We start from the raw sequence: 26,116 nt of genomic DNA, 5'->3' as shown, positions 1-26,116 counted from the left end.
GCCACGAGCCGCCGTGTTCCGCATGAGGAGACGCCATGAGTCACGTCCCACCCCCGTTCGACCCCGAACTGGCCGCCGCCCTCGACCTGATCAAGGACGTCGTGTCACCCGGTCTGACCCCGGACGAGATCGACACCGTGCGTCAGGGCCCGGGCATCGAGATGCTGGCCGATCTGGACCTGACCATGGACGGGTTCTTCGAGGTCGAGGACCGTACGGTGCCCGGCCCCGAGAACGCTCCGGAGATCTCGCTGCTGATCTGCCGCCCCGCCGACCGGGCGATCGGGTCCCCGCTGCCCGTCCTGTACCACGTGCACGGCGGCGGCATGATCCTCGGCAACAACCGGGTGGGGGTCGACGGTCCGCTGACCTGGGCCAGGGAGCTGGGCGCGGTCGTGGTGTCCGTGGAGTACCGGCTGGCGCCCGAGCATCCGCATCCGGCGCCCGTCGAGGACGTCTACGCCGGCCTGGTGTGGACGGCGGAACACGCCCTCGAGATAGGGGGCGACCCGGAGCGGATCGTCATCGCGGGCGCCAGCGCGGGCGGTGGCCTGAGCGCGGCGCTGGCCCTGCTCACCCGGGACCGCAAGGGGCCGCGGCCGATCGGTCAGCTGCTGTTGTGCCCCATGTTGGACGACCGCAACGACACTCCGTCCTCCCACCAGATGGCGGGCCTCGGCGTCTGGGACCGGACGGCGAACGAGACCGGCTGGTCGGCCCTGCTGGGTGAGCTGCGCGGCGGTCCCGACGTCCCCGCGTACGCGGCCCCGGCCCGCGCGGAGGATCTGTCAGGCCTTCCTCCGGCCTTCCTCGACGTCGGGTCCGCGGAGACCTTCCGGGACGAGGTCGTCGCCTACGCCTCCCGCATCTGGCAGGCCGGCGGGGTGGCCGAGCTGCATGTGTGGCCCGGCGGCTTCCACGGCTTCGACGGCTTCGCCCCTCAGGCCGCCGTCTCCCAGACGGCCCGCGCCGCCCAGCTGACCTGGCTGCGGAGGCTGCTGGCCGACTGAGGCTGCCCCAGGCCCGCCCCCACCGCGCGTTCCGGGCCCACCCGGCGGAATCCCACCGCAAGGCTCCACGGAACGTGACCGCATGCCGCACCATGGGCGTATGAAAGAGCTGGCCGGGCGCCTGACCGCGCTGGACCCGGACGCTGGTGCCGCCGTCCAGGTCATCGCCTACTTCGACCGACTGGCCGAGTCCCGGGCCGGTCTGGAGGCACTGGTGCGCGGGGCCGCGGTGCTGGCCGGAGTGCCCGCCCGACTGGTCGACGCCGAGCGGCGGGTGCAGGTCCGGGTCGAGGCCGACGGCACCCGCCGGGACGCGGACGGCCCGCCCGACCCCGCGTGGCCGTCCGCCGCGCTGGCCCCGGGCGGACCGCCCGCCCTGTGGCTGGAGCGGGCGGAGGCCGGGCCCAGCGTCGTCGACGCGGTGATCCTGGAGCGGGCCGCGGGCGCCGTACGTCTCGTCCTCGACCGCACCCGGGGCCGGGCCCCCGCCGACGACCCCGCGCTCGTCGAGACGGTCCTGGACGCCACGGCTCCCGACCAGGCCCGCCTGCACGCGGCCCGCGGGCTCGGTCTGGACCCCGCGGCACCGGCACGCGCGCTGGCACCCCACGACGGCAGGCCGCGGGTCGTCGCCGCGCACCCGGACACCGCGCCGTCCGCGGGACGCCTCGGGGTCGGCCCCGCCGTCCCGGTCCTCGACCTGCCGCACTCCTGGGCCGCGGCGCGTACCGCCCTGCGCTTCACCGCCGACGGCACCGCCCAGGACCCCGGCCAACGCGTGGTGTACGCCGACGAACTCGGCGGGATCGCGCTGCTGGCCGACCTGGTCGCACCGGGCGCCGAGCCGCCGCCGGACGTCCACGACCTGGACGCGGCCGCCGCGGTCACGCCCTGGCTGCTGCCCACCCTGCACGCGGTCGCCTCGACGGCGAGCCTGCGCGCGGCCGCCGCCGAGGCCAACGTCCACCACTCCACGCTCCAGGACCGCCTGACCCACGCCGAGCACCTGCTCGGCTGGCCGGTGCGCACACCCCAGGGTCGCCTTCGACTCCATCTGGCCCTGACCATGCGGCACTTGGCGCGACCGTAGCCCACTGCCGAGCGGTCACCGGGAGCAGTCGCCGGAACTCACGCGACGATGCACAGCGGCATTCTGCTTGCAGGCGCGCAATAACCGCACCCGCCGGAATTTTCGTCCATGCCATATCCTGGACGTCAGTGACGTCAGTCGCCTCGGGACGGAGGAGCAGGCCCCATGACCGCGACAGACCCCGCGCTCACCGCCCTCGCACAGGGTTGGTGTGCGCTTTCGCTGCTGCACGGCAGGATCGAGGTCCACATCGAGCGGGCTCTGCAGGCGAAGCACGACCTGAGTGTGCGCGAGTACTCGCTGCTCGACGTGCTCAGCCGCCAGCACGACGGGGAGGGCGGCCACCTGCAGATGAAGCAGGTCGCCGACGCGGTGGTACTGAGCCAGAGCGCGACGACCCGCCTGGTGACCCGGCTGGAGGACCGCGGACTGCTCTCCCGCTACCTGTGCCCCACCGACCGCCGCGGCATCTACACCAACGTCACCGAGGCGGGCCTGACGCTGCTCGAAGAGGCGCGCCCCACGAACGAGGCCGCCCTGCGCGAAGCCCTGGATGAGGCCGCGCGGACCCCCGAACTGGCCCCGCTGGTCCGGGCCGTGGAGACGCTCGGCGCACCGGCCTGAGGCCGAAGCGCAAGGCACCGGCCCGCGGTGCACGCCGACCCGCGGCGTGCACCGACCGCACCTGCCGGACGGCCGTCAGCGTTCGCCGACGGTCAGCACCAACTTGCCGCGCGTGTGGCCCTCGCGGCTGAGGCGCCAGGCCTCCGCTGCCTCGGCGAGCGGCAGTGTCCGCGCGACGGTCACGGAGAGCCGGCCCTGGTCGGCCAGTTCCGCGAGCGCCGTCAGGCCGACCGAGTCGGGCTGTACCCACACGTAGTGGCCGCCGGTCTCGGCCGCGGCCGCGTCGACGACCGAGGCGAGGCGCTCGGGGCTCTTCAGGACCTGCCGTGAGACCTCCACCGCGTCCCCGCCGACGAAGTCGAGGGCCACGTCCACCCCGTCCGGGGCCACCGCGCGGATCCGGTCGGCGAGTCCGTCGCCGTAGGTCACGGGCTCCGCGCCCAGCGAGCGCACGAAGTCGTGGTTGCGTTCGCTCGCGGTGCCGATGACCCGGGCACCGAGGGCGGCGGCGATCTGGACGGCGCACATGCCGACCCCGCCGGCCGCGGCGTGGACCAGGACGGTGTCACCGGCGCCGACCCCGACCCGCTTGATCGACTGGTAGGCGGTGAGCCCCGCCAGCGGGAGCCCCGCGGCCTCCTCCCAGCTGAGGGAGGACGGCTTGCGGGCGAGCATCCGGACGTGTGCGGCGGCCAGTTCGGCGTAGGAGCCCTGCTGCACCCAGTCCTTGCGGATGTAGCCGTACACCTCGTCGCCGGGCGCGAACGCCTCGACGTCCAGGCCGACCTGTTCGACGACTCCGGCCACGTCCCAGCCGGGAATCATCGGGAAGCGCACCTCCATGATGGGGTCGAGGTACCCCTCCCCCAACTTCCAGTCCACCGGATTCACTCCGGCCGCCTTCACTCGGATGAGCACCTCACCAGGGGCCACCTTGGGCTCCGGGTGGTCCACCAGTTCCAGGTCCTGACCGTATTTCTGCAGTGCGATGGCCTTCATGGTCACCATGAAATCACACGGCCCGCGCCTGCGCTCACCCCCTCGGGGGCCGGGAAAAGCACAGGTCAGCGGTGGTGGATACCGTTGACAGCGTCTTCGGCGCGCCCGTACAAATGGGCCCCATGAGCCTCCCGCAGCGTCCCCTGTCCGGGATCACGGTGGTCAGCCTGGAGCAGGCCGTCGCCGCCCCCTTCGCCACCCGCCAGCTCGCCGATCTCGGCGCCCGGGTGATCAAGGTGGAGCGGCCCGGTGACGGCGACTTCGCCCGCCGCTACGACACGACCGTGCACGGACACTCCAGCTATTTCGTCTGGCTCAACCGGTCCAAGGAGTCCCTCACCCTGGACCTGAAAGACCCCCGGGGCCGCGAGATCCTGCACCAACTCCTGGACGGCGCCGACGTGTTCGTACAGAACCTGGCTCCGGGAGCGGCCGACCGTCTCGGCCTCGGCGTCGGCGCGCTGGGCGAGCGTCACCCCCGGCTGATCCCGTGCACGATCTCCGGATACGGCACTCGGGGCCCCTGGGCCGACCGCAAGGCGTACGACCTGCTGGTGCAGTGCCAGACCGGCCTGGTGTCCCTCACCGGGACCGCCGAGGAGACCGCCCGGACGGGCATCTCCGTCGCCGACATCGCCGCCGGGATGTACGCCTACAGCGGCGTCCTCACGGCCCTGTACACACGCGCCACCACCGGCACGGCACACCCGGTCGAGGTGTCCCTGTTCGAGGCGCTGGCGGAGTGGATGAGCCAGCCCGCCTACTACACCCTGTACGGCGGCACCCAGCCGCCGCGCCTGGGCACCCAGCACGCCACCATCGCGCCCTACGGCGCCTTCACCGCCGCCGACGGCAAGGACGTGCTGTTCTCCATCCAGAACGAGCGGGAGTGGATCGCTCTGTGCGCCCGCTTCCTGGATCGGCCCGAGCTGGCCGAGGACCCGCGCTTCGCCACCGGTTCCGACCGGGTCGCCCATCGCGAGGAGCTCAACACGATCGTCGCCGAGCGGGTCGGCCGCTTCGACGCCGATCGGATCCTCGAAGAGCTGGAGGGCATCGGCATCGCGTGCGCCGGTGTCAACGACGTGGCCGCGTTCCTCGACCACCCGGTGCTGGCCGGTCGCGAACGCTGGCGCGAGGTGGGCGTGCCCGGCGGGGAACGGGTGCGGGCGCTGCTGCCACCGGCCGACCTGGCGGGGCTGCCGGCGCGTATGGACTCCGTACCGGCTGTCGGTGAGCACACCGAGACGATCCTCACGGAGCTCGGCCACGGCCACGACGCCATCGAGGCGCTGCGCGCCGACGCGGTGATCTGAACGACTCCCGTGTCGGCGCGATGGGTCAGGACCTGCCCGGCGCGGAACGCGCGAGGCGGAATCCCACGTCGTCCACCCGGAACGTCGGGTGGCTGCGGCGGCGTACCGAGGCCCGGCAGCTCCAGTGTTCGTCGAACCAGCCGCCGCCTCGCAGCACCCGGTAACTGCCGTACACCTCGGGGTCGTAGAGGTCCCAGCACCACTCCCAGACGTCGCCGAGCATGTCGTACAGGCCCCAGGGGTTGGGCTGTTTGCCGCCGACCTCATGGATGCGTTCGTCCGCGTTGCCGCGGTACCAGGCGATCTCGTCGAGGGGCCCGTAGCGCGGTCCGGTCGTGTCGGCGCGGCAGGCGTGCTCCCACTCCGCCTCGGTCGGCAGCCGGTATCCGTCGGCGTCCGGGTCCCACTCGGCGTTCTCCCCGTCGGCCGAGAGACGGTAGGCCGGCGGCAGTCCGGCGCGCTCGGACAGGGCGTTGCAGAACCGGATCGCGTCCTGCCAGGAGACGTTCTCGACGGGCAGCCGGTCTCCCCGCGCGGTGCTCGGGCGAGCGCCGGTCACCCGGGCGTACTGCTCCTGGGTGACCGGGTGTGCCGCCAGCCGGAAGGAGTCGAGCCGCACGTCCCAGCGTCGCTCGGTGCGCCGGTCGGACAGCGTGACCTGGCCGGCCGGAACAGTGATCATCTGATGGTCCATGCCCGGATGATCTCACCAAGTCACGGATGTCCTAGGGGAGTTCGTCGGTGAGTACCTTGACGTCCCAGGGGCCGAGCGGGACCTCTCGCGCGTACCGCGTGTCCGACAGCACATCCCGTACGGCTTCCGGTACGGGTACCGAGGCCGGCTCCCACGACCAGTTGTGCAGGAAGCGCACGCGGCGGCCGTCGCGTGCGGTGGCCGAGGCCGAGGTGACGCTCGGGTGGGACGGTCGCCACGGGTCGTCGGGGGCCGACCACGCGAACAGGGCGCGGGCGAAGTCGGCGTCGGGGACGGTACCGACGTAGGTGATCCGTCCGCTGCCGTGGCGTTGTGTGGTGGCGGCGGGCCAGCGGCCGAAGTGCGGGTGCTGGTAGGCCGCCAACACCTCGGCGCCCCGCGGTCGCAGACCGTCGGCCCAGTGCAGGGCCCGAGCCCCCGGCGGCAGGGGCAGCGTGGCCGTCCCGGTGACCGGGAGCGCCTCGGTCAGGTTGCTGAACTCGTCGTACGTCACTCCGGCGGCCTCGGCCAGCCGTGCGGGTTGGACGTCCGTGCGCGCCCGTGCCTCGGTGTCGCCGTAGGCGGTACGCGGGCCGAGGACCAGGTGGCCGCCCGCCTCGGCGTACGCCCGGAGCCGGTCGAGGGTGTCGTCGTCGGCCGCGTAGAACGCCGGGACGACCAGCACCGGGGGCAGCTCGGCGTCGGCGAGCCGGCCGGGGTGCAGGACCCGGGCCTGGAGACCGGCGTCGAAGGCGCCCCGGTAGAAGGCGTCGAAGATCTGCTCGTACGACCGCCCGTCCGGCCCCCCGTCGGCGGTGGCCAGCGGTGGCTGCGCCTGCAGCGCCCACTTGCTGGGACCGTCGTACAGGAAGGCCACGTCGGCGTCCGGGGTGAGCGCCGCCACCAAGTCGCCCGCCTTCTCCAACTCGGCTCCCAGTGAGGCGAGTTCGCGGTAGACGCGGCCGGGACGGCCGTTGTGGGGCAGGATTCCGCCCCAGTAGGTCTCGGTACCGAAGTGCAGGGTGTGCCAGTGCCAGTACTCGATCATCGAGGCGCCCCGGGAGACGAGCGCCCAGGCGGCCTGCCGCCACTGGCCGTCGTAGGCCGGGCGGTTGTTCCAGGGGTAGCTGATGGCCTGGGCGTTGGTCTCCGTGACCAGGAAGGGTTCCTGGCGGGAGGCGTACATGCGGTCGGCGCTGCGGTACAGCGCCCAGGTCCCGTTGGTGGTCCAGTCCTGGCCCGCGCCACCCTTGTCCGGCAGCTCCAGGGCGTCCTGCATCGTGTAGTAGGGGTTGCCCGCGGTGACGTCGAGCCGTTCGGTCAGCTTGTCGTCCTCGACGGCCGGACGGTCGTAGGAGATGCAGGTGGTGACGAACTGGCCGGGGCGGGCGTACTCGCGCACGATGTCGGCCTGCCAGGCGATGAACTCGGTGACGAGCTTCGCCTGGAAGCGCCGCCAGGCCAGGTCGTACTGCGGCTGGGCGTTGCCGTCCGGGGTCCACAGGTCGGCCCAGGTGGACAGGCGGTGCGACCAGTAGACCAGGCCCCACTCGCGGTTCAGGGTCTCCACGTCCCCGTAGCGCGCCCGGAGTTCGTCGACGAAGCGCTGGAACACGCCGTGGTTGTGCAGGAGGTGCAGGCCGGGTTCGTTGTCGACCTGGTAGCCGATCACGGCGGGGTGGTCGGCGTACCGGGCGACGATCCTGCGGATGATCCGCTCGGCGTGGAAGCGGAACGCCGGGTGCGTGAGGTCGACCTCCTGACGGCCGCCCCAGCCGATCCGCTCACCCGTGCGCCGCTCCCCCGCGATCTCCGGGTACTGCCTGGCCAGCCACGGCGGTACGGCGTAGGTCGGGGTCCCGAGGATCACCGAGATGCCCCGCTCGTGCGCGCCGTCCAGGACCGGCTGCAGCCAGTCGAGGTCGTAGCGGCCGTTGTCCGGTTCCCAGGTCGACCACACGGACTCGCCGACCCGGATCACCGTGAAGCGGGCCTCGGCCATCAGGTCGAGATCGTCCTTCAACCGCTCGTGGGGCTGGTACTCGTGGTAGTAGGCGGCGCCGAACAGAACCCGGCGCGGAAGCTCGAACATGTCTCTCCCATACGGTGGTTGAGGGGTCGTCGGTGCGGTCGGTCAGCCCTTGACGGCTCCGGTGGACAGGCCTTCCAGGAGCTGCTTGCGCAGGACCACGAAGAGGACGACGGCGGGCAGGACCGCCAGCACCGCGCCGGCCAGGACCAGGTCGTACTGCCTCTGCTCCGACACGAACAGGGTCTGCAGTCCGAGCGGCAGGGTGTACTGGGAGCTGTCGGTGACCAGCACCAGCGGCCACAGGAAGCTGTTGTAGCTCTGCAGGAAGGTCCACACGGCCAGCGCCCCGAGCGAGGGCCGCAGCAGGGGCAGCACGATCCGCCGGAAGATGCCGAACTCGCCCGCCCCGTCGATGCGGGCGGCTTCGAGCACCGAGTCGGGGATCGACTGCACGATGTACTGCTGCATCATGAAGATCCCGAACGCGGGCGCCACCCACGGCACGATCAGCGCGAACCAGGGACTGCCGAGGCCGGTCTTCACCAGCATCACGAACAGCGGCACCAGAACCACCGCGAACGGGATGGACAGCGAGCTGAACATCACGTTGAACAGCAGGGTCCTGCCCGCGAAGCGGAACTTGGCGAAGCCGTAGCCGGCCAGGGCGCACACGAACACCGACACCACGGTGGCGACGACCGCCACCACCGTGCTCATCAGGAACCAGCGCAGGAAGGGCTGTTCGGCGAGGAGAGTGCGGTAGTTGTCGAGGGTGAACGGGTCGGGGAACAGGGCGGGCGGGTAACCGAAGATGTCGCCGCGCGGCTTGAACGAACCGCTCAGCGCCCACAGCAGCGGGGCGAGGAAGGCCAGCAGGAGCAGACTGAGGGTGACGTGGAGCAGGACGCGCCCGCTCCTGGTGCCGGTGGTGTTCACGCGGCTGCCCTCCCGATGCCGAGGACGCGGTTGAAGAGCCGGCTGAGCCCGAAGACGAGGACGAACAGGACGACGGCCGCGGCGGCCGCGTAGCCGAACTGCTGGCGTTGGAAGGCGGCCCGGTAGATGAACATCGACACCGACAGCGTCGACTCCGCCGGTCCGCCGCCGGTCAGCAGATACGGCTCCTCGAAGATCTGGGCCGCGCCGATGAAGGAGGTGACGACGACGAAGGCCGTCACCGGCTTCAGGGCCGGCAGGGTCACGGTGCTGAAGGTGCGCAGCCGTCCGGCGCCGTCGAGGGCGGCGGCCTCGTACAACTCCCGTGGCACCGCCTGGAGTCCGGCGAGGAAGAAGATGGTGAGGTAGCCGGTCCAGCGCCACAGCATCACCAGTCCGATGCTCACCTTGGCCAGCTGGGGGTCGCCGAGCCAGTCGACGCCGCCGCTGCCGAACAGGGCGCGCAGCACGGAGTTCAGCAGACCGAACTGCCGGTCGAAGAACAGGCCGAAGACGAGCGCGACCAGGATCGGGGAGACGACGATCGGCACGAAGTAGGCGGTCCGCCACAGGTCGCGGGCGCGCAGCCCGCGGGTGTGCAGTGCCTGGGCGATCAGCAGGGCGAGCGGGACGATCACGCAGATGGCGACCAGTACGAAGAGGGCCGTGTTGCCGAGGGCCCGGTGGAAGCTGATGTCGGTGGCGAGCAGCCGGTAGTTGCGCAGGCCGACCCAGCGCGGGGCGCCGAGACCGACCCACTCGGTCAGGCTCAGCCACAGCGAGACTCCGACGGGCACCAGCATGAACAGGACGTAGAGGACGTAGAAGGGTGAGATGAAGAGGTAGGGAGCCAAGGTCCGCCTGGGGCGGGCCATGGGTGCCGTGCCGTCCGGTTCACGCGCGCCGCGTGCGGGGCGGCCGACTCCTTTTCCGGTGAGGGCTGTGGTCATGGTGGCCTGTCCTCCTACCGTCCGGCCTGGTCGCGGAAGTCGGCCGCGGTCTGTTTCAGTGCCTGACGTGGGGTCAGGTCGCCGTGGTAGGCGCGCAGCAGGTTGCCGGCGAGTACGTCGTAGAGGATCGACTGGTCGGGGCTCTGGTGGACGGCGGGCACGTCCGGGAGCAGGGTGCGGTAGAGGCTGAAGAGACGTTGACCTCCGCAGAACCCGTCCCGTATGGCGTTGAGCCGGGGGTCCTGGTAGACGGACCGACGGGTGGGGAGGTAGCCGGTCTCGGTGAAGCGGCGGACCTGGCCCTCGTGGGTCAGCCAGGTGGCGAGGAGGAACTCGGTGGCGGCGCGGGTGTTGGCCTTGTCCGTCAGGACGCCGAAGCCGGTGCCGCCCAGGGCGGCTGTCGTCCTGCCGTCGTCGGTGAACCGGGGCAGTGCCCTGATCCGCCATCTCCCCTTCTGCTCGGGCACGTTGGGCATCAGCCCGTAGTTCTTGAACCAGATGGCCATGGGCAGGCCGATGACCTTGCCCTGCTTGAGCGCGGTCTGCATCGAGGCCCCGTAGTAGTCGGAGACGTCGACGACGAAGCCGGTGCGCAGCCCGTCGCACAGGAAACGCAGCACCTCCTCGGCCTCGGGCGAGTCGAGGACCAGGTTCTGGTCGGCGTCGAAGAAGGCCCCGCCGCGCTGGTAGAGCAGCATCTGGAAGGAGCCGACGAGCTGGCCGACATCGCTCCCGGCGGTGCTGACGACACACAGGGAGGCGCCGTGGTCCCGGTACGCGCGGGCGCCGAGTGCGGCGAACTCCTCCCAGGTCGGGGTGTCCTTCGGGATGCCGTACTTGGTGAAGAGGTCGTCGCGGTAGTAGTAGACGACCATGGGGGTGTCGGAGTCGAAGGCGTAGACCCTGCCGTCCTGGCTGTAGGGGGCGGTGCGGGCCGGGAGGAGGTCCTCCTTCAGGCCGGGGACGGCGGCGATGTCGGCGGTGAAGTCGTGCAGCAGGCGCGGGGCGATGTCGCCGCGCAGCACGCGGGGGAAGTTGCCGATCTCGAAGCCGACGGTGTCGGGGGTGCCGCGTCCGGCGACCGCCTGCGCGAGCAGCTTGGTGACGAGGTCGGCGGCTCCGGCACGGGTGACGTCGAGGTGGTAGCGGAAGTCGGTGGCCCGGTCGGCGGCCGGTATGCCCTTGGTGAAGAAGGCCTGGTAACCGGGGTCGTGGGTCCACAGGGACAGGGTCACGTCTCCGGCGGTGCGGGCCGTGGTGCTCTCGCCCGAACAGGCGGTCAGCGCGCTGGCCGCGCCGAGACCGAGGGCGCCGCGCAGCAGGGTACGGCGGGAGGTGAGGGGCGTGGGGGGCATGGGGGGAGAGGGCAGGGGCGGGTACACACGTGACTCCTCACGTGGTGCGGCTACAGGGGGGCGGGACGTGGTGCGGCTTCGGGGGCGCGGGCGTGGCCGTCCCGGGCCACGAACGCGGGGCAGTGGTACGGGCGGGATCAGTCGACGGGGGTCGGACCGGGCGCCGGACCGCTGGAGGCCCGTACGGCCAACTCGACGGCGTGTGCCGTCTGGTGGGCCGGGCGGGGGCTGCCCTCGATCAGGGCGATCAGCACGTCGACGGCCTGGTCCGCGAGTGCGGCCGTGTCGTGCCGGACGGTGGTCAGGGGCGGTGACAGATAGGGGGCGGCGGGGATGTCGTCGTAGCCCACGACGCTCACCTCGCCGGGGACGGACCGTCCGGCCTCGGCGAAGGCGCGCAGGGCGCCGATGGCCATGTCGTCGTTGGCGGCGAACACGGCGGTGACGTCGCGCAGCGGGGCGAGTTGCCGTCCGGCGGCGTGTCCGGACGCGGGGCTCCAGTCGCCCGCGGACGGCAGCGGTGGTTCGGGGGCGCCAGCGGCGGCGAGGGCCTCGCGCCAGCCGCGCAGCCGGTCGCGGGCGGCCCACCAGTCCTGCGGCCCTGGGATGTGCCAGACCGTGCGGTGGCCCAGCGAGAGCAGGTGCTCGGTCGCCAGCCGGGCCGCGGCGACCCCGTCGGCGCGGACCACCGTGCAGGCTCCCTCGGCGAGTTCGACGCCCTCGCCGAGGCTGACCACCGGCACGTCCGCGCTGAGCCGGAGCCGGGTGCCGTCGTCGATCGGTTCGGACAGGACGATCCCGTCCACGCCCTGCTCAAGGAGTGCCTCGACGGCGGCGGCGATCTTGCTCCCGATTCCGTCCGGGGCGGTCCCCGCCTCGCCCGGTTCGCCCTCCAGGGTGCTGGCCAGGGCGAACGAGTACCCCGCCCGCTGCATCGCCCGTTCCAGGGCGATCAGCAGGGTGGAGGGGCCGTACAGGGCGGTGCCCAGCGAGACGACGCCGATCCGCCGGTAGCGGCCCAGGAGCAGGGCGCGGGCCGCGTTGTTCGGGCGGTAGTCCAGCTCACGGATCACCCGCAGCACGCGGTCGCGCACCTCCGGGCTGACGTACGGTTCGCCGTTGACGACCCGGGACACCGTCTTCTGCGAGACACCGGCGGCCCGGGCGACCTCGGTCATGCCGGGCCCACGACGCCGACGTGCGGTTCCGGTGGTCGCCATGTGCCCCTCCTCGGGGAGTTCCGAACCATGGACTACGTAGTCATAACAGCCCGCACGGATGGGGCGGAACTGCATGACTACGTAGTCAGACGTTGCCAGAGGCCCGGAGGCACGTCAATGGGTCGGACGTCGTCGAACGGCGCCGTCGGATGGTCGTGCCCACGGGTGACCGGCCGAAGAGGGCTCGGTCATCCGTGGGCGAGAGGCCGGGTGAGGACGGTCAGAGGCCGTAGCGGTTCTTGAGGTGGCGCCAGAAGTCGCGGAACATCCACTTGTCGAACTCCGTGATCTGGGTGGCGCTGCCCGCGTTCATGAGGAAGCAGCACTGGCCGGTCGGAGTCCAGTCGTAGAAATCGTCGAGGCCGAAGGTGTGGCCGACCTCGTGCAGATAGATGTGGATGTTCTCCTGGCTCAGCGCGCCGGTGAAGTACTCCTGGCCGACCCGCTGGCCCCAGTCGCCGCCGGCGCCGCCCTGGAAGCCCTTGGTCAGCCACAGCGACTGGTCGTAGTGGCGGGCCGCGCCGCCCGGGCACCTGGAGTAGTTGCCGTCCTGGTGGAAGAAGCGGCCGCAGTCGGGGGAGCACTGCGGGGCGCCGCCGCCGTCGAGGTTTCCGGCGTAGATGTCGACGGAGTTGTCGGTCCACTGGAGGGTGGAGCGGTTCTTCACCGCCCAGCCGACGATGTTGACGGGGACGGTGGTGTATGGCCACGCGTTGTGTCCCTTGCCGCCTTCGACCATGGCGGCCATCCACTTGGCGAACTGTTTCTTCAGCGCGGCGTGCACGCGGTCGCGCAGGGCGGCGGAGACGGGGGCGTCGGACTCCCAGCGGACGCAGTAGTTGACGCTTCCCTTGTTGGCCATGACCTGGTCCCAGCCGTAGTTACGGAAGCCGTACAGGTCCGGGTAGGTGGACTGGACGTGGTTCCAGACCTCGTTCAGCGGCTGGACCAGGTTGGCGGGCGGGTTCCAGTCCTCGGCGGCGCGCGCGGCGGACGTCGCCGGTGCGGCCGACGCCGCGGAGGCCGCCATGCCGGGTGCGGCCAACAGCACGGCCAGGGCGGAGAGGACGGCGGCCAGGCGCGCTAAGCGGGTGCGCATGGGTGAACTCCCTCGGTGGGGGGCGGGGTTTCACCCACACGTCGCCGCCGAAGCCGTACGGGTTGCCGCGTCGCGCCCTCTTCGAGGCGTCCTCCGCCCGACGCGCCCCGCACACGGGCTTTGCCTAGGGTTCGCCTGGAGTACGACCGCGCTTGCTTCCATCGGGGCATGGAGCACAAGGGCGAGACGACCGAACTGATGTCAGGGCTGCGCGTCGACTACACCGACCACGACGACCCGGTGCTGATCCGGCCGGACGGCACCCCCATCGACACCTGGCGGGAGAACTACCCCTACGACCAGCGCATGGAGCGCGGGGAGTACGACCTGCACAAGCGGCTCCAGCAGATCGAACTGCTGAAGCTGCAGAGCTGGATCAAGGACACCGGCCGTCGTCTCGTCATCGTCTTCGAAGGGCGCGACGCGGCCGGCAAGGGCGGCACCATCAAGCGGTTCACCGAACACCTCAATCCCCGCGGTGCCCGTGTGGTGGCCCTGGAGAAACCGACCGAACGCGAACGCGGTCAGTGGTACTTCCAGCGGTACGTCGAGCATCTGCCGACCGCCGGCGAGATCGTGCTGTTCGACCGGTCCTGGTACAACCGGGCCGGTGTGGAACGGGTGATGGGGTTCTGCACGGACGACGAGTACTGGCGCTTCATGCGGCAGGCGCCCGCCTTCGAGCGGATGCTCGTCGACGACGGAGTGGACCTGATCAAGTTCTGGTTCTCGGTCTCGCAGGGCGAGCAGCGCACCCGCTTCACCATCCGCCAGGTCGACCCCGTACGGCAGTGGAAGCTCAGCCCCATGGACCTGGCCTCGCTGGACCGCTGGGACGACTACACCGCCGCGAAGGTCGCCATGTTCCGCGAGACGGACACCGAACAGGCGCCGTGGACGGTGGTGAAGAGCAACGACAAGAAGCGGGCCCGGGTGGAGGCCATGCGAAGCGTGCTGGCGCGTTTCGAGTACTCGGACAAGGACGACGAGGTCGTCGGCCGTCCCGACCCGCGCGTCGTCGGCGCGGCGGCCACCCTCCTGGAGGCCGGCGAGGACGACATCGTTCCCGCACCCGTGTAGGGGATCAGCTCCACCCCTCCCGGAAGAAAAATCCGATATGTACGAAATGCACGTCTAAGCGGCGGCAGGCCGGATACCCGGCCGCAATGGTACGAACACTGAGGCGGCATGGACGGCACGGCGGACGCGCCGACACCGGCCGCGAGGACGAAACTCAGCGGACCCTGGACGCGGGGCCGGACGAGCAGGTGGAGCAGCGGGCCCCGAAAAGCCCGACTGACCTGCCCAAACGCTCCTGGAAGGAAGTGCTGAGAGGCACCCTGAAGGAGTTCAAGAAGGACGAGCTGACCGACCGGGCGGCAGCCCTGACCTACTACGGAATCCTGGCGCTGTTCCCCGCGCTGCTCGCGCTCGTGTCGCTGCTGGGCGTCGTCGGACAGTCCGCGACGCAGCAGGTGCTGGACAACATCCAGAAGCTCGCCCCGGGCGCCGCGCAGGACATCCTGCGCAACGCCGTGGAGAAGATGCAGGGCAACGCCGGACTGGGCTCGATCATGGCGATCGTGGGCCTGGCGCTCGCGCTGTGGTCGGCGTCCGGCTATGTCGCCGCGTTCATCCGCAGCGCCAACGCGGTCTACGACGTCCCCGAGGGCCGTCCGGTGTGGAAGGTGCTGCCGGTGCGCGTCGGCGTGACGGCGGTCCTGATGGTGATGGCCGTGATCAGCGCGGTGATCGTCGTGTTCACCGGCGGTCTCGCACAAGAGGTGGGCACCGCCCTCGGGGTCGGCGACGCGGGGCTGACGGCGTGGTCGATCGCGAAGTGGCCGGTGCTGCTGATCCTGGTCACCATCATGATCGCGATCCTGTACTGGGCGGCCCCGAACGCCAAGGTCCGCGGCTTCCGCTGGATCACTCCGGGCAGCTTCCTCGCGCTGCTGATCTGGATGATCGCCTCCGCGGGGTTCGCGCTGTACGTGGCCAATTTCGGCTCGTACAACAAGACCTACGGAGCACTCGCCGGCGTGATCATCTTCCTGGTGTGGCTGTGGATCACCAACCTGGCGATTCTCCTCGGCCTGGAGTTCGACGCGGAACTGTCGCGCCAGCGCGCCGTCGCCGGAGGCCATCCGGCCGAGAAGGAGCCGTACGTCCAGCCGCGCGACACCCGCAAGTGGGACGAGGAGGACCGCCGCGGCCTCACATGAGGACCGCGCTCCCCGCCGGCGACAGGTCGACAAGGGGGCGCTCAGGCCCAGGCCGTCACCGGCACGAAGGAGCTGTCCTGCCGGAAGAGGTCCGTGCCGTTCGCGCGGTCGACCCGGAGTTGGTAGTCGTAGTGGCGCAGGTAGTGGCCGGGGTAGTTGTACGACTCGAAGCGGACGGAGTCCGACGCGCTGCCCGTGCGGGCGATGAACGTGGCGTCCCTGGCTAAGGTCGACGTGCCGTCGTTCGCGTCGAAACGGGCCCGGAAGTCCCAGTGCCGCAGGTAGTTGCCGGCCCTGTCCCGGAAGGAGTAGCCGTTCGTGTCCGCGAGGCCGGCGACGACGGTGAAGGTGGCCGCCTGTTTCTCGGCGGTGCTGCTGGAGCCGGTCACCACGGGGAGGTTGAGCAGGGCGGACTGGGACTGCCAGTAGCGGGTGGGGAAGTTGCCCGACCGGAAGGAACGGGTGACGTTCTTCGCCAGGCTCGGACCGCCGGAGACGGTCTCCTTGACCACCGTGAAGTGCCGGGCGGTTCCGGAGACGCCGGGCAGCGCGGTCGGCGCGGACCAGGTGGCGAAGGTGTCGTAGCTGTCGCTGTAGTAGTAGGTGCCGTCGCCGTAGCCGTCGAAGAAGATCCGCCAGCCGCCGTTGTCGAGCTGCACCAGTGCCGGGCCCTCGCGGTAACTGCCCCAGCCCGCCCAGTCGCCGGTGCGTCTGATGGTGTACGGGCCGGTGAGACTGGAGGCCGTCGCGTACTCGATGTACTTCGCCGTCTCGTTCTTGGTGAAGGCGTGATAGGTCGAGCCGGTCCGCACGATGTACGTGTCGATGTGGTTGGCGCCGATCCCGGACAGGGCCACCGGTGAACTCCAGGCGGTCAGCGCGGAGTTGGTTGCCCTCAGCCGATACGGCGTGAAGATCCACTCGTCGTTCGCCGTCGAGCAGGACACGATGACGTTCACGCTGCCGTCACTGTCGACGAACCACTCCGGTGCCCAGGCCCGGGACAGGTTGGTGATCGGGACCGGATAGTCGTACAGGAAGGTCCAGTTGAGCCGGTCCGAGCTGCGGGCGAAGCCGATCGTGGTGCTCGGGTCCTGCCAGGTGTGGGTCGTGTAGGTGAGGTAGTAGGAGCCGTCGGTGTGCTTGAGGACGCTCGCGTCGCGGATCCGGTTGCTCGGCGGCCTGTACGCGGAGGACCGGGCGAGCCGGAAGTCGGTGGCGTCGTCGGACTGGTAGACGTTCACGGTGCCGTCGTCGCTGTTGAGGAACGGCACGATGGTGTAGCGGGTGGCGGAGCCGCTCGGCGGCGCGGCGGCGAGGGCCGTGCCGGACAGTCCTGGTGTCTCGCCGAGCAGCACCGCCGAAGCCGGCAGGACGGCCAGTGCGCGCAGCAGGCTACGACGGGACGGGGACGACGTGGGGGGTCGGGTACTCACGGGCGGCTCTCACTCTCGGACTCATACGGCTCAACGTTCGGCTCATACGTTCGGGGCGCGCGGCGTTCGATGTGCCGAACAAGGTTCGGGAATGCGATCAGAAAGTAGGGGTGAGCCGCTGAACCGTCAATGGTTCGCGCATGACCCTGCGGTTTCCTGTGGGCCATCTGTGGTGCCCGGGTCGCCTTCGCCGGCCAACCCGCCACCGCCGAAGACATGCCGCCGAACCCTCGCGGACGTTACCGTGCGGTGGAGAACGCGCTTTCGGAGGTGTCCCGCATGACGCTCGACCGTTCCGCAGGCCTGACGGAGTCCGCCCGCGCGCTGGCCGCCGGGGAGGTGACCGCCCGGGCGCTCGTGGAAGCGGCCCTGGCGCGGATCGAGGCCTCCCAGTCGTCCCTGAACGCCTTCCGGATCGTACGGACGAAAGCGGCGCTCGCCGAGGCGGAGGCGGCGGACCAGGAGCTGGCCGCCGGGATCCGCAAGCCGCTGCTCGGGGTTCCGGTGGCCGTCAAGGACGACATGGACGTGGCGGGCGAGCCGACCGCGTTCGGCTGTCAGGGTGAGTTCCCGCCGGTCGCGGAGGACGGCGAGGCGGTACGGCGGCTGCGCGCGGCCGGCGCCGTGATCGTCGGCAAGACCAACACCTGCGAGTTCGGGCAGTGGCCCTTCACCGAGGGCCCCGCCTTCGGCGCGACCCGCAATCCGTGGAGCCCGGAGCACACACCCGGGGGCTCGTCGGGCGGTTCGGCGGCCGCCGTCGCCGCCGGTCTGGTGCCGGCCGCACTCGGCTCGGACGGTGCCGGATCGGTGCGGATCCCCGCCTCCTGGACCCACCTGATCGGCATCAAACCGCAGCGTGGCCGCATCTCCACCTGGCCGCGCGGCGAGTCCTTCCAGGGCATCACGGTCAACGGCACCCTCGCCCGCACGGTCGCCGACGCGGCTCTGCTGCTGGACGCGGCGAGCGGCAACCATCCGCAGGACCCGCACCGGCCACCGGCCGTACGTGCCGCCGAGGCCGTCGGCCGCGACCCCGGGCGGCTGCGCATCGCACTCTCCCTCCGGCCGCCGTTCACCGCGGTGCCCGCCCGGCTGCGCCCGGAGGTGCGCGACCAGGTCGTCCAACTCGCCGAGCTGCTGGCCGACTTGGGGCACCATGTCGAGGAGGCCGACCCGCCGTACGGCCAGATCGGGCTGACCTTCGTCCCCCGCGCCACAGCCGGCATCGCCGAACGCGTCCGCGAGGCACCCTTCCCGGCGCTCCTGGACCGCCGGACCCGGGGGGCCGCACGGCTGGGCGGCCTGCTCGGCGGGGCGCCGCTGCGGGTGGCCCGGCGCGCCGAGGCGGTACTGCACCGTCGTATCGGACGGTTCTTCACCTCCTACGACGTGGTCCTCGCGCCGACCACGGCCGCTCCCCCGCCGCGCATCGGCGCGCTGCTGGACTTGAACGGTCTGGCCACCGACCGCGCGATGATCGCCGCCTGTCCCTACGCCTGGCCGTGGAACGTCCTGGGCTGGCCCGGGATCAACGTGCCCGCCGGGTTCGTCCTGGGCGGCCTGCCGGTGGGCGCCCAGCTGCTCGGGCCGGCCAACAGCGAGCCGCTGCTGATCTCCCTCGCCGCGCAGCTGGAGGCGCGGGCGCGCTGGCACGAGGCGTGGCCGCCGCCGGTCACGGCCACCGACTCACCGGTCGTTTAGGGAGGTTCCGCGCTTACCCTGTGCCCATGGACGACGCGTCGATGGTCGGGTTGATGGGGCGGGTCACCGGGACGGTCGGGCCGGGGCTGGTCGGCGAGGTGATCGTCCGGGTGCGCGGCGGCGCCGAGCACTTCCTCGCCCACCCCGCCTCCGGCACGGACCGCATCGAGCCGGGCACGGTGGTGATGGTCGTGGAGTACCTGGCGCCCAGGACGGTCTACGTCACGGCGGCGTACGACAGTTGAGGGTCCGGGCGTACGACAGGTGAGCCACACGCGTCGCAGGTGAGAGCCGTCCGCGTCAAGGTTTCGACAAGGATGCGCCGGCGTCTTCACCCGCGGCCCGGGCAGGCGCACACTCCCTTCGTTCGGTGCCGAGAGGGCACCATCCAAAGGGGGCGTATGCCGATGGTTGTCGGCGTCGTTGCGGGAGCGGCGGTTGTCGCCGTTCTCGTTCTGATCGGTCTGTTCAAGATGATGTGGCGGGTCGCCGAACCCAACGAGGCTCTGGTGATCTCCGGGTCCAAGCACCGCACGGAAGGCCTCGAGGAGGGCATGGGGTTCCGTATCGTCACCGGGCGCGGCACGCTCGTACTGCCCGGGGTGCAGGCGGTGCGCAAGATGTCACTCGACCTGAACGAGACCGAACTGCACGTGGACTGCGTGACCCACCAGGGCATACCGCTCAAGGTGCGGGGCGTGGTCATCTTCAAGGTGGGCGACGACTTCGTGTCGATCGCCAACGCCGCCCGCCGTTTCCTCGACCAGCAGAAGCTGATGTCGGAGCGGGTGCACAACGTGTTCGCCGGTCATCTGCGGTCCATCGTGGGCGGGTTGACGGTCGAGGACATGATCCGCGACCGGGAGAAACTCACCGGGCAGACCCGGGCCGCCTGCGGCACCGAGATGGAGAAGCTGGGGCTGATCGTGGACTCGTTGCAGATCCACGAGATCGAGGACCCGACCGGGTACATCCGGAACCTGGCGATGCCGCACGCCGCGGCCGTGCAGCGGGACGCGCGGATCGCGCAGGCGGAGGCGAACCGGCTGGCCACCGAGGCCGAGCAGCAGTCCTTCGCCCGGATGGCGCAGGCCACCCGGGACAGCGAGATCCTGCAGGCCGGCTACCAGGCCGAGCGTGACAAGGCGGGCGCCAAGGCCCGCCAGGCCGGGCCGCTCGCCGACGCCGCCGCCCGGCAGGAGGTCGTCGTGCAGGAGACCCGGGTCGCCGAGCTGGAAGCGCAACGCCGTGAGCAGCAGCTCCAGGCGGACGTCCGCAAACCCGCGGACGCGAAGGCCTACGAGAAGCGCACGCTGGCCGAAGCCGAACGTGACGCGCGGATCTCGGGAGCCGAGGCCAAGGCGAAGGAGACGGAGTTGGCCGCCGCGGCAGAGGCGACCCGGGTGAAGACGGCCGCGGGTGCCGAGGCCGAGGCGACGAAGGCCAGGGGCGCGGCCACCGCCGCGTCGACCCGGGCCACGGGTGAGGCCGAGGCCGCGGCGGCGCAGGCCAAGGGTCTCGCGGCGGCCGAGGCGACCAAGGCCCAGGGGCTCGCCGAGGCGGAGACCATCAAGGCGCGGGCCGCCGCCCTCGCCGAGAACCAGGAGGCGGTCGTCGCCCAGCAACTCGCCGAGAACTGGCCGGAGATCGTGAAGGCCGGCGCGTCCGCGTTCGGCAGCGTGGACAACATGGTGGTGCTCAACGGCGCCGACGGTATGGCGGACATGCTCGCCAAGGCGCTCACCATGGGCGGTACGGGGCTCGGCCTGGCCCGTCAGCTGCTGGCCTCGATGAACCAGAACGGGCAGGCGACGCACGGGACTTCGTCCCTCAACGGGGCCGTGCCGCCGCCGGCGCAGAAGGTCGCGGTGGAGGACGGGGGGTGACGGGCGGGGCGTGACGGCGGGGGCACCGACCGGGCAGTGGTCCGGAGGTGGCGGGCGCGGGGCTAGGGGCGAGTGAGCCGCCCCGGGGCCCCGGCCCTAACGTTGCCTCCGTGACTGCGTCTACCGATGAGAACGTCCCCGGCCGGTTCGGCCCCTCCGCCACCGTCGAGGCCGACCCCCGAAAGGTGGGCCGGGTGCGCACGGAGTACTCGCCCGCGCACGACGGGGACCCGGATCCCGGCGAGATCGTCTGGACCTGGGTCCCCTTCGAGGAGAACGACGGCCGGGGCAAGGACCGCCCCGTCCTCGTCGTCGCCCGCGAAGCGGGCGGCACCGTCCTCGCCGTCCAGCTGTCGAGCAAGCGGCACGACGGGGACCGGGAGTGGGTGCCGATCGGCAGCGGCCCCTGGGACCGGTCCGGGCGGGACTCATGGGTCGCCGTGGACCGCGTCCTGCGGCTGCACGAGGACGGCATGCGCCGGGAGGCGTGCGCCCTGGACCGGATGCGGTTCAACCTGGTCCGCCACCGGCTGGGGGAACGCTACGGCTGGAGCTGACCGGGCCCACGCCGTCCGGCGCCGCTCCCCCGTCCGGCCCGTCGACGGCACTTCCGCCCCGGCGACATCACTCCGATGGCCGAAGCCAACACTCCGGAAACGCCCCACGGTCTGCCGCGCGGTACCGCGCAGGCGCGCGCTCATGGCGCCACCCCCGTGCGCGCCATGAGCGCGTGCCGCGCGGACTCCCCCGCCGTGATCTCCCCGCCGTGCCCATGCCCGCATCGTGAGCGATTCTGGTCATGTCGTGCAATGAGTTTTCGCGACCCCCGGCCATCCGGAGAACTCCTCCGGAACATCCAGGAAACGGAGATCACAGGCGACGATGACGACGATTTGCCCCCTTGTGCTGATCGGCGTGAAGGTCTTGGGTAGGACGGATGGTGTCGGCCCGGCCCATCAGAACCCGGGTCGGCGGCATGGTGGAATCTCAGGAGGATCCCGACATGTCCGATTCAATAAGTGACTGTACGGAGCCCCGTACCGCAGTCACAGAACCCGAGGTGGAGGCCCTGGTCCGGGGCATCTGCTTCAAGACCGGCCCGCCCCGCACCGTCGGGGTCGAGGTGGAATGGCTCGTCCACGAGCTGCGCGCGCCGCAGCTCCCCGTAACACCCGAACGACTCGAAGCGGCCTATGCCGCAGCGCGTACCGTGCCCCTGAGGTCGGCGCTCACCGTGGAGCCCGGTGGCCAGCTGGAACTGAGCTCGCCGCCCGCCGCCTCCCTGATGGAGTGCATCGGTACCGTCTCCGCCGACCTGACCGCCGTCCGCGCCGCGCTGGCCGTGGAGGGCCTCGGTCTCGTCGGCGTCGGCCAGGATCCCTGGCACCCGCCCCGCCGGTTCCTGCGTGAACCGCGCTATGACGCCATGGAGGCCTGTCTCGACCGCACCGGCCCGGCGGGCCGCGCCATGATGTGCACCTCGGCCTCCGTCCAGGTGTGCCTGGACGCCGGACACGAGGAGCCCGGCCCGCTGGGGCTCGGGCGGCGCTGGTGGCTCGCGCACCAGCTGGGCGCGGTGCTGGTGGCCGCGTTCGCCAACTCCCCCCTGGCAGGGTCGGAGCCCACCGGTTGGCTCTCGACGCGGCAGCTGCTGTGGATGGAGATCGGCCCCGGCCGCGCCGGCGCGCCCGCCCTGGACACGGACCCGCGCACCGCCTGGGCCCGGCACGTCCTGGACGCCCCGGTGATGTGCGTACGGCAGGACAGCGGACCGTGGGTCGTGCCCGAGGGCCTGACGTTCCGGGAGTGGACCCGTTCGCGGGAACCCAGACCACCGACCCGGGCGGACCTCGACTACCACGTCACGACGCTGTTCCCGCCGATCAGGCCGCGCGGTCACCTGGAACTGCGCATGATCGACGCGCAGCCCGGCGACGACGGCTGGATCGTGCCGCTCGCCGTCACGACGGCCCTGTTCGACGACCCGGAGGCCGCCGAGACCGTCTACCGGATCGTGAAACCGCTGGCCGAACGGGGCGGGTCGCTGCCCGCGCCGCACAATCCGCTGTGGCTCGACGCGGCCCGGCAGGGTCTGCGGGACCCGGAGCTGCGGGAGGCGGCCGTGGCGTGCTTCGCGGCGGCCCTGGACGCCCTGCCCCGGCTCGGCGCCACCCCGGAGGTGACGGCCGCCGTCGCGGGGTACCGGGACCGCTACGTCATCCGGGGCCGCTGCCCCGCCGAAGATCTGCTCGACCACCTGCGCGGCACGGACCTCTCCGGGTCCCGGCCCCACTCGGCCGGAGAGATCCCCACCGCTCACGGGAAGGACATCCGCACATGACCGACGCCGCCATCGACACCGATACCGCCGGCTCCGCCTCCCTCGATGCCGAGACGTTCCGTGACCGGGCGCTGAACACCCTCGTCACCGCGCGGGAGCGCACCACACTCCTGACCAGTTGTGTGGAGGAGCCCGACCTGACCGCCCAGCACTCGCCGCTCATGTCGCCGCTCGTGTGGGACCTCGCCCACATCGGCAACCAGGAGGAGCAGTGGCTGCTGCGGACCGTCGCCGGGCAGGAGGCGATACGGCCCGAGATCGACAGCATCTACGACGCCTTCGAGCACCCGCGCTCCGCACGCCCCACCCTGCCCCTGCTGGCACCCGCGGAGGCCCGCGGCTACGCGGCTGACGTCCGCGGACGGGTGCTGGACGTGCTGGAGCGCGCCGCGTTCCACGGCACCCGGCTGACCGAGGCCGGCTTCGCCTTCGGGATGATCGCGCAGCACGAACAGCAGCACGACGAGACCATGCTGATCACCCATCAGCTCCGCAGGGGCCCCCAGGCCCTGACCGCCCCCGACCCGGACCCGGTGCCGCTGTTCACCGGTCCGGCCGAAGTCCTCGTCCCCGGTGGCCCGTTCACCATGGGCACCTCGACCGAACCCTGGGCCCTGGACAACGAACGCCCGGCGCACCGGCGCGAGGTGGCCCCGTTCCACATCGACACGACCCCGGTGACCAACGCCGCGTACCAGGCGTTCATCGAGGACGGCGGCTACGACGCCGAGCGCTGGTGGGAACCGGCCGGCTGGGCGCACATCCGCCGCAACTCCATCCACGCGCCGCTGTACTGGCACCGGGACGGAAAGCAGTGGCTGCGGCGCCGCTTCGGGGTCACCGAGGTCGTGCCGCCCGACGAGCCGGTGCTGCACGTGTGCTGGTACGAGGCCGACGCGTACGCCCGCTGGGCCGGGCGCCGGCTGCCCACCGAGGCCGAGTGGGAGAAGGCGGCCCGTCACGACCCCGCAGGCGACCGCTCGGCCCGCTATCCGTGGGGCGACGCCGACCCGGCGCCCGAGCACGCCAACCTGGGACAGCGGCATCTGCGCCCGGCACCGGCCGGAAGCTACCCGGAGGGCGAATCCCCGCTCGGTGTACGGCAGTTGATAGGCGACGTGTGGGAGTGGACGTCGAGCGACTTCCTGCCGTATCCGGGGTTCCGGGCGTTTCCGTACAAGGAGTACTCGGAGGTCTTCTTCGGCCCGGACCACAAGGTGCTGCGCGGCGGTTCCTTCGCCGTGGACGCGGTGGCCTGCCGGGGGACGTTCCGCAACTGGGACTACCCGATCCGGCGGCAGATCTTCTCCGGGTTCCGCACCGCCCGCTCGGGGGCCGTCTGATGTGTCGCCACCTGGCCTTTGTGGGCCCACCGGAACCGCTCGCCCAGGTCCTGACCGATCCGCCGCACAGTCTGTACCGGCAGTCGTGGGCGCCTCGGCGGCAGCGGTACGGGACGGTCAACGCCGACGGTTTCGGCGTGGGTTGGTACGCCGACGGTGATCCGGTGCCCGCCCGCTACCGCCGCGCCGGGCCCATCTGGGCGGACCAGTCGCTCACCGACCTGGCCCGGGTCGTGCGTTCGGGGGCGGTGCTCGCCGCCGTACGGGACGCGACCCTGGCGGGCGCGGACGCGGAGGCCGCGGCGGCGCCGTTCGCCGCGGGGCCCTGGCTGTTCAGCCACAACGGCGCGGTCTCCGGCTGGCCCGGTTCGCTGGCGCCGCTGGTGGCGAGCCTGCCCCCGGCCGACGTGCTGTCGCTGGAGGCGCGCAACGACTCCGCGTTCGTGTGGGCCCTGGTCCTGGCCCGGCTGAGGGGCGGCGACACGGAGGGCCAGGCCCTCGCCGACACGGTCCTGGAGGTCGCCGCGGCGGCCCCCGCCTCCCGGCTCAACCTGTTGCTGACCAACGGAGAGACGATCACCGCGACCGCCTGGGGCGACACCCTCTGGTACCTCACCGAGCCCGGCCGTCGCACGGTCGTGGCCTCCGAACCGTACGACGACGACCCGCACTGGCGGGAGGTCCCCGACCGCACCCTGCTCGCGGCGAGCCGCACGGAGGTGCTGCTCACCCCGCTCAAGGACCCGGGCGAAGACCTGGCACCCGCCCCCGTTCCCGGCCCCGCCCGGGCGGGGGGACCCTCATCCTCGAAGGAGCCCAGCACGTGAGTCCGTTCCTTCTGACCCGCACCCTGCCCGAGGACGCCACCGAGGCCGCCCTGCGCGCCGACGTCCTCCAGGGCCTGACCAGCTCCCCCAAGGCACTGCCGCCCAAGTGGTTCTACGACGCCCACGGCAGCGACCTGTTCGAGCAGATCACCGAGCTGCCCGAGTACTACCCGACGCGCGCCGAACGGGAGATCCTGATCGCCCGCTCCGGCGAGATCGCGGCGGCGACCGGCGCCCGCACCCTGGTCGAACTGGGGTCGGGCTCCTCGGAGAAGACCCGGCATCTGATCGAAGCGCTCACGGACCTGCACACGTACGTCCCCGTGGACGTCAGTGAGAGTGCGCTCACCCAGGCCGGTCACGCCCTCATCGCCGACCGCCCAGGTCTGCACGTGCACGCGCTCATCGCCGACTTCACCGCGCGGCTGGCCCTGCCCGAGACCCCGGGTCCGCGCCTGGTGGCCTTCCTCGGCGGCACGATCGGCAATCTGCTGCCGGTCGAGCGGGCCGCGTTCCTGACCGCCGTCCGCGCCCTGCTCTCCCCGGGGGACGCCCTGTTGCTCGGCACCGACCTGGTCAAGGACGAGGAGGTCCTGGTGCGGGCGTACGACGACGCGGCCGGGGTGACGGCCGCGTTCAACAAGAACGTCCTGACCGTCGTCAACCGTGAACTGGGCGCCGACTTCGATCCCGCGGCCTTCGACCACGTGGCCCTGTGGAACGCCGAGAACGACTGGATCGAGATGCGGCTGCGGTCCCGGACGGCCCAGACCGTGAAGGTCCCCGCGCTCGATCTCGCCGTCGACTTCGCGGCCGGCGAGGAACTGCGCACCGAGGTCTCGGCGAAGTTCCGGGAGAGCGGAGTGCGCACCGAACTGTCCCGCTCCGAGCTGGAGTTGACTCACTGGTGGACGGATCGGGAGGGCCGTTTCGCACTGTCGCTGAGCGTGGCGCGCTGACCGCGGCGCTCACCGCGGGCCGACGTCCGTCACCCCGGTGACGGCGTCGGCCCCGGTGAGCCCCTTCGGT

23 protein-coding genes are annotated in these 26,116 nt (G+C 71.6%); 14 read left to right on the top strand and 9 right to left on the bottom strand.

What is annotated here, in order from left to right:
• Positions 1-35: 35 nt before the first annotated feature.
• The 3 genes from ACFYRY_RS39640 (at position 36) to ACFYRY_RS39630 (ending at position 2,724) form a co-directional block, all read left to right on the top strand.
• On the top strand, positions 36-1,010 hold the full coding sequence (locus tag ACFYRY_RS39640) for an alpha/beta hydrolase (RefSeq protein WP_389157373.1): 975 nt from the start codon (positions 36-38) through the stop codon (positions 1,008-1,010).
• 100 nt (positions 1,011-1,110) lie between these two features.
• Positions 1,111-2,100 carry a helix-turn-helix domain-containing protein gene (locus ACFYRY_RS39635; protein ID WP_389157371.1) on the top strand — a complete coding sequence of 330 codons (990 nt, stop codon included), beginning with the start codon at positions 1,111-1,113 and terminating at the stop codon, positions 2,098-2,100.
• A 165-nt stretch (positions 2,101-2,265) separates the two neighbouring features.
• Entirely contained in the window at positions 2,266-2,724 is a 459-nt protein-coding gene (locus ACFYRY_RS39630; protein WP_389157369.1) for a MarR family winged helix-turn-helix transcriptional regulator, read from the top strand.
• A gap of 75 nt (positions 2,725-2,799) precedes the next feature.
• Here ACFYRY_RS39630 and ACFYRY_RS39625 read toward each other — a convergent pair whose 3' ends face one another.
• Positions 2,800-3,723, bottom strand: coding sequence for an NADP-dependent oxidoreductase (locus ACFYRY_RS39625; protein WP_389157367.1), 924 nt, complete (start codon positions 3,721-3,723; stop codon positions 2,800-2,802).
• Positions 3,724-3,845: 122 nt separating this feature from the next.
• Between ACFYRY_RS39625 and ACFYRY_RS39620 the strand changes: the two genes are divergently transcribed.
• Positions 3,846-5,039, top strand: coding sequence for a CaiB/BaiF CoA transferase family protein (locus ACFYRY_RS39620; protein ID WP_389157364.1), 1,194 nt, complete (start codon positions 3,846-3,848; stop codon positions 5,037-5,039).
• Between the two features lie 25 nt (positions 5,040-5,064).
• Here the strand turns inward: ACFYRY_RS39620 and ACFYRY_RS39615 are convergent, their stop codons facing one another.
• The 7 genes from ACFYRY_RS39615 to ACFYRY_RS39585 form a co-directional block, all read right to left on the bottom strand.
• A complete protein-coding gene (locus tag ACFYRY_RS39615; RefSeq protein ID WP_389157361.1) occupies positions 5,065-5,733 on the bottom strand; it encodes a formylglycine-generating enzyme family protein in 669 nt (222 codons plus the stop codon).
• Positions 5,734-5,764: 31 nt separating this feature from the next.
• On the bottom strand, positions 5,765-7,825 hold the full coding sequence (locus ACFYRY_RS39610; protein ID WP_389157358.1) for a beta-galactosidase: 2,061 nt from the start codon (positions 7,823-7,825) through the stop codon (positions 5,765-5,767).
• Positions 7,826-7,867: 42 nt separating this feature from the next.
• Positions 7,868-8,701, bottom strand: coding sequence for a carbohydrate ABC transporter permease (locus tag ACFYRY_RS39605; RefSeq protein WP_389157355.1), 834 nt, complete (start codon positions 8,699-8,701; stop codon positions 7,868-7,870).
• The gene (locus ACFYRY_RS39600; protein WP_389157352.1) at positions 8,698-9,651 is read right to left on the bottom strand and encodes a carbohydrate ABC transporter permease; all 954 of its coding nucleotides are present in this window, start codon (positions 9,649-9,651) and stop codon (positions 8,698-8,700) included. Before ACFYRY_RS39600 ends, ACFYRY_RS39605 begins: the two co-directional genes overlap by 4 nt.
• Positions 9,652-9,665: 14 nt before the next feature.
• Entirely contained in the window at positions 9,666-11,006 is a 1,341-nt protein-coding gene (locus ACFYRY_RS39595) for an ABC transporter substrate-binding protein (protein WP_389157349.1), read from the bottom strand.
• A 137-nt stretch (positions 11,007-11,143) separates the two neighbouring features.
• The gene (locus tag ACFYRY_RS39590) at positions 11,144-12,226 is read right to left on the bottom strand and encodes a LacI family DNA-binding transcriptional regulator (RefSeq protein WP_389157346.1); all 1,083 of its coding nucleotides are present in this window, start codon (positions 12,224-12,226) and stop codon (positions 11,144-11,146) included.
• Positions 12,227-12,446: 220 nt separating this feature from the next.
• Positions 12,447-13,325, bottom strand: coding sequence for a hypothetical protein (locus tag ACFYRY_RS39585; protein ID WP_389157344.1), 879 nt, complete (start codon positions 13,323-13,325; stop codon positions 12,447-12,449).
• Between the two features lie 168 nt (positions 13,326-13,493).
• Here ACFYRY_RS39585 and ppk2 point away from each other — a divergent pair, with 168 nt between their 5' ends.
• Positions 13,494-14,405 carry a polyphosphate kinase 2 gene (ppk2, locus tag ACFYRY_RS39580; protein WP_389157341.1) on the top strand — a complete coding sequence of 304 codons (912 nt, stop codon included), beginning with the start codon at positions 13,494-13,496 and terminating at the stop codon, positions 14,403-14,405.
• 86 nt (positions 14,406-14,491) lie between these two features.
• Entirely contained in the window at positions 14,492-15,550 is a 1,059-nt protein-coding gene (locus tag ACFYRY_RS39575; RefSeq protein WP_389157338.1) for a YihY/virulence factor BrkB family protein, read from the top strand.
• 41 nt (positions 15,551-15,591) lie between these two features.
• Here the strand turns inward: ACFYRY_RS39575 and ACFYRY_RS39570 are convergent, their stop codons facing one another.
• Positions 15,592-16,986: a glycoside hydrolase family 43 protein gene (locus ACFYRY_RS39570; protein ID WP_389157335.1), complete on the bottom strand. Its 1,395-nt coding sequence runs from the start codon at positions 16,984-16,986 to the stop codon at positions 15,592-15,594.
• Positions 16,987-17,265: 279 nt separating this feature from the next.
• Here ACFYRY_RS39570 and ACFYRY_RS39565 point away from each other — a divergent pair, with 279 nt between their 5' ends.
• The 8 genes from ACFYRY_RS39565 to egtD all read left to right on the top strand — a co-directional run bounded on the left by ACFYRY_RS39565 (position 17,266) and on the right by egtD (position 26,046).
• On the top strand, positions 17,266-18,690 hold the full coding sequence (locus ACFYRY_RS39565; RefSeq protein WP_389157332.1) for an amidase: 1,425 nt from the start codon (positions 17,266-17,268) through the stop codon (positions 18,688-18,690).
• A 26-nt stretch (positions 18,691-18,716) separates the two neighbouring features.
• Positions 18,717-18,935 (top strand): hypothetical protein, encoded by a 219-nt coding sequence (locus ACFYRY_RS39560; protein WP_389157330.1) that lies wholly within the window; start codon positions 18,717-18,719, stop codon positions 18,933-18,935.
• Positions 18,936-19,091: 156 nt separating this feature from the next.
• The gene (locus ACFYRY_RS39555) at positions 19,092-20,576 is read left to right on the top strand and encodes a flotillin family protein (RefSeq protein WP_389157327.1); all 1,485 of its coding nucleotides are present in this window, start codon (positions 19,092-19,094) and stop codon (positions 20,574-20,576) included.
• A 110-nt stretch (positions 20,577-20,686) separates the two neighbouring features.
• The gene (locus ACFYRY_RS39550; RefSeq protein WP_389157324.1) at positions 20,687-21,133 is read left to right on the top strand and encodes a type II toxin-antitoxin system PemK/MazF family toxin; all 447 of its coding nucleotides are present in this window, start codon (positions 20,687-20,689) and stop codon (positions 21,131-21,133) included.
• A 446-nt stretch (positions 21,134-21,579) separates the two neighbouring features.
• Entirely contained in the window at positions 21,580-22,917 is a 1,338-nt protein-coding gene (gene egtA, locus ACFYRY_RS39545) for an ergothioneine biosynthesis glutamate--cysteine ligase EgtA (protein WP_389157321.1), read from the top strand.
• Positions 22,914-24,260 carry an ergothioneine biosynthesis protein EgtB gene (egtB, locus tag ACFYRY_RS39540; RefSeq protein ID WP_389157318.1) on the top strand — a complete coding sequence of 449 codons (1,347 nt, stop codon included), beginning with the start codon at positions 22,914-22,916 and terminating at the stop codon, positions 24,258-24,260. Before egtA ends, egtB begins: the two co-directional genes overlap by 4 nt.
• Positions 24,260-25,087 carry an ergothioneine biosynthesis protein EgtC gene (egtC, locus tag ACFYRY_RS39535; protein ID WP_389157315.1) on the top strand — a complete coding sequence of 276 codons (828 nt, stop codon included), beginning with the start codon at positions 24,260-24,262 and terminating at the stop codon, positions 25,085-25,087. The genes egtB and egtC overlap by 1 nt, the downstream gene beginning before the upstream one ends.
• Complete coding sequence (gene egtD / locus ACFYRY_RS39530) at positions 25,084-26,046, top strand: L-histidine N(alpha)-methyltransferase (protein ID WP_389157312.1); 963 nt, start codon at positions 25,084-25,086, stop codon at positions 26,044-26,046. The genes egtC and egtD overlap by 4 nt, the downstream gene beginning before the upstream one ends.
• Positions 26,047-26,116 lie beyond the last annotated feature (70 nt).

The sequence above is a fragment of the Streptomyces sp. NPDC005263 genome (genome assembly GCF_042872365.1).
Lineage (GTDB): Bacteria > Actinomycetota > Actinomycetes > Streptomycetales > Streptomycetaceae > Streptomyces.
Note: the sequence above shows the minus strand (reverse complement) of the source record. Positions and strands in the feature narration are given on the sequence as shown.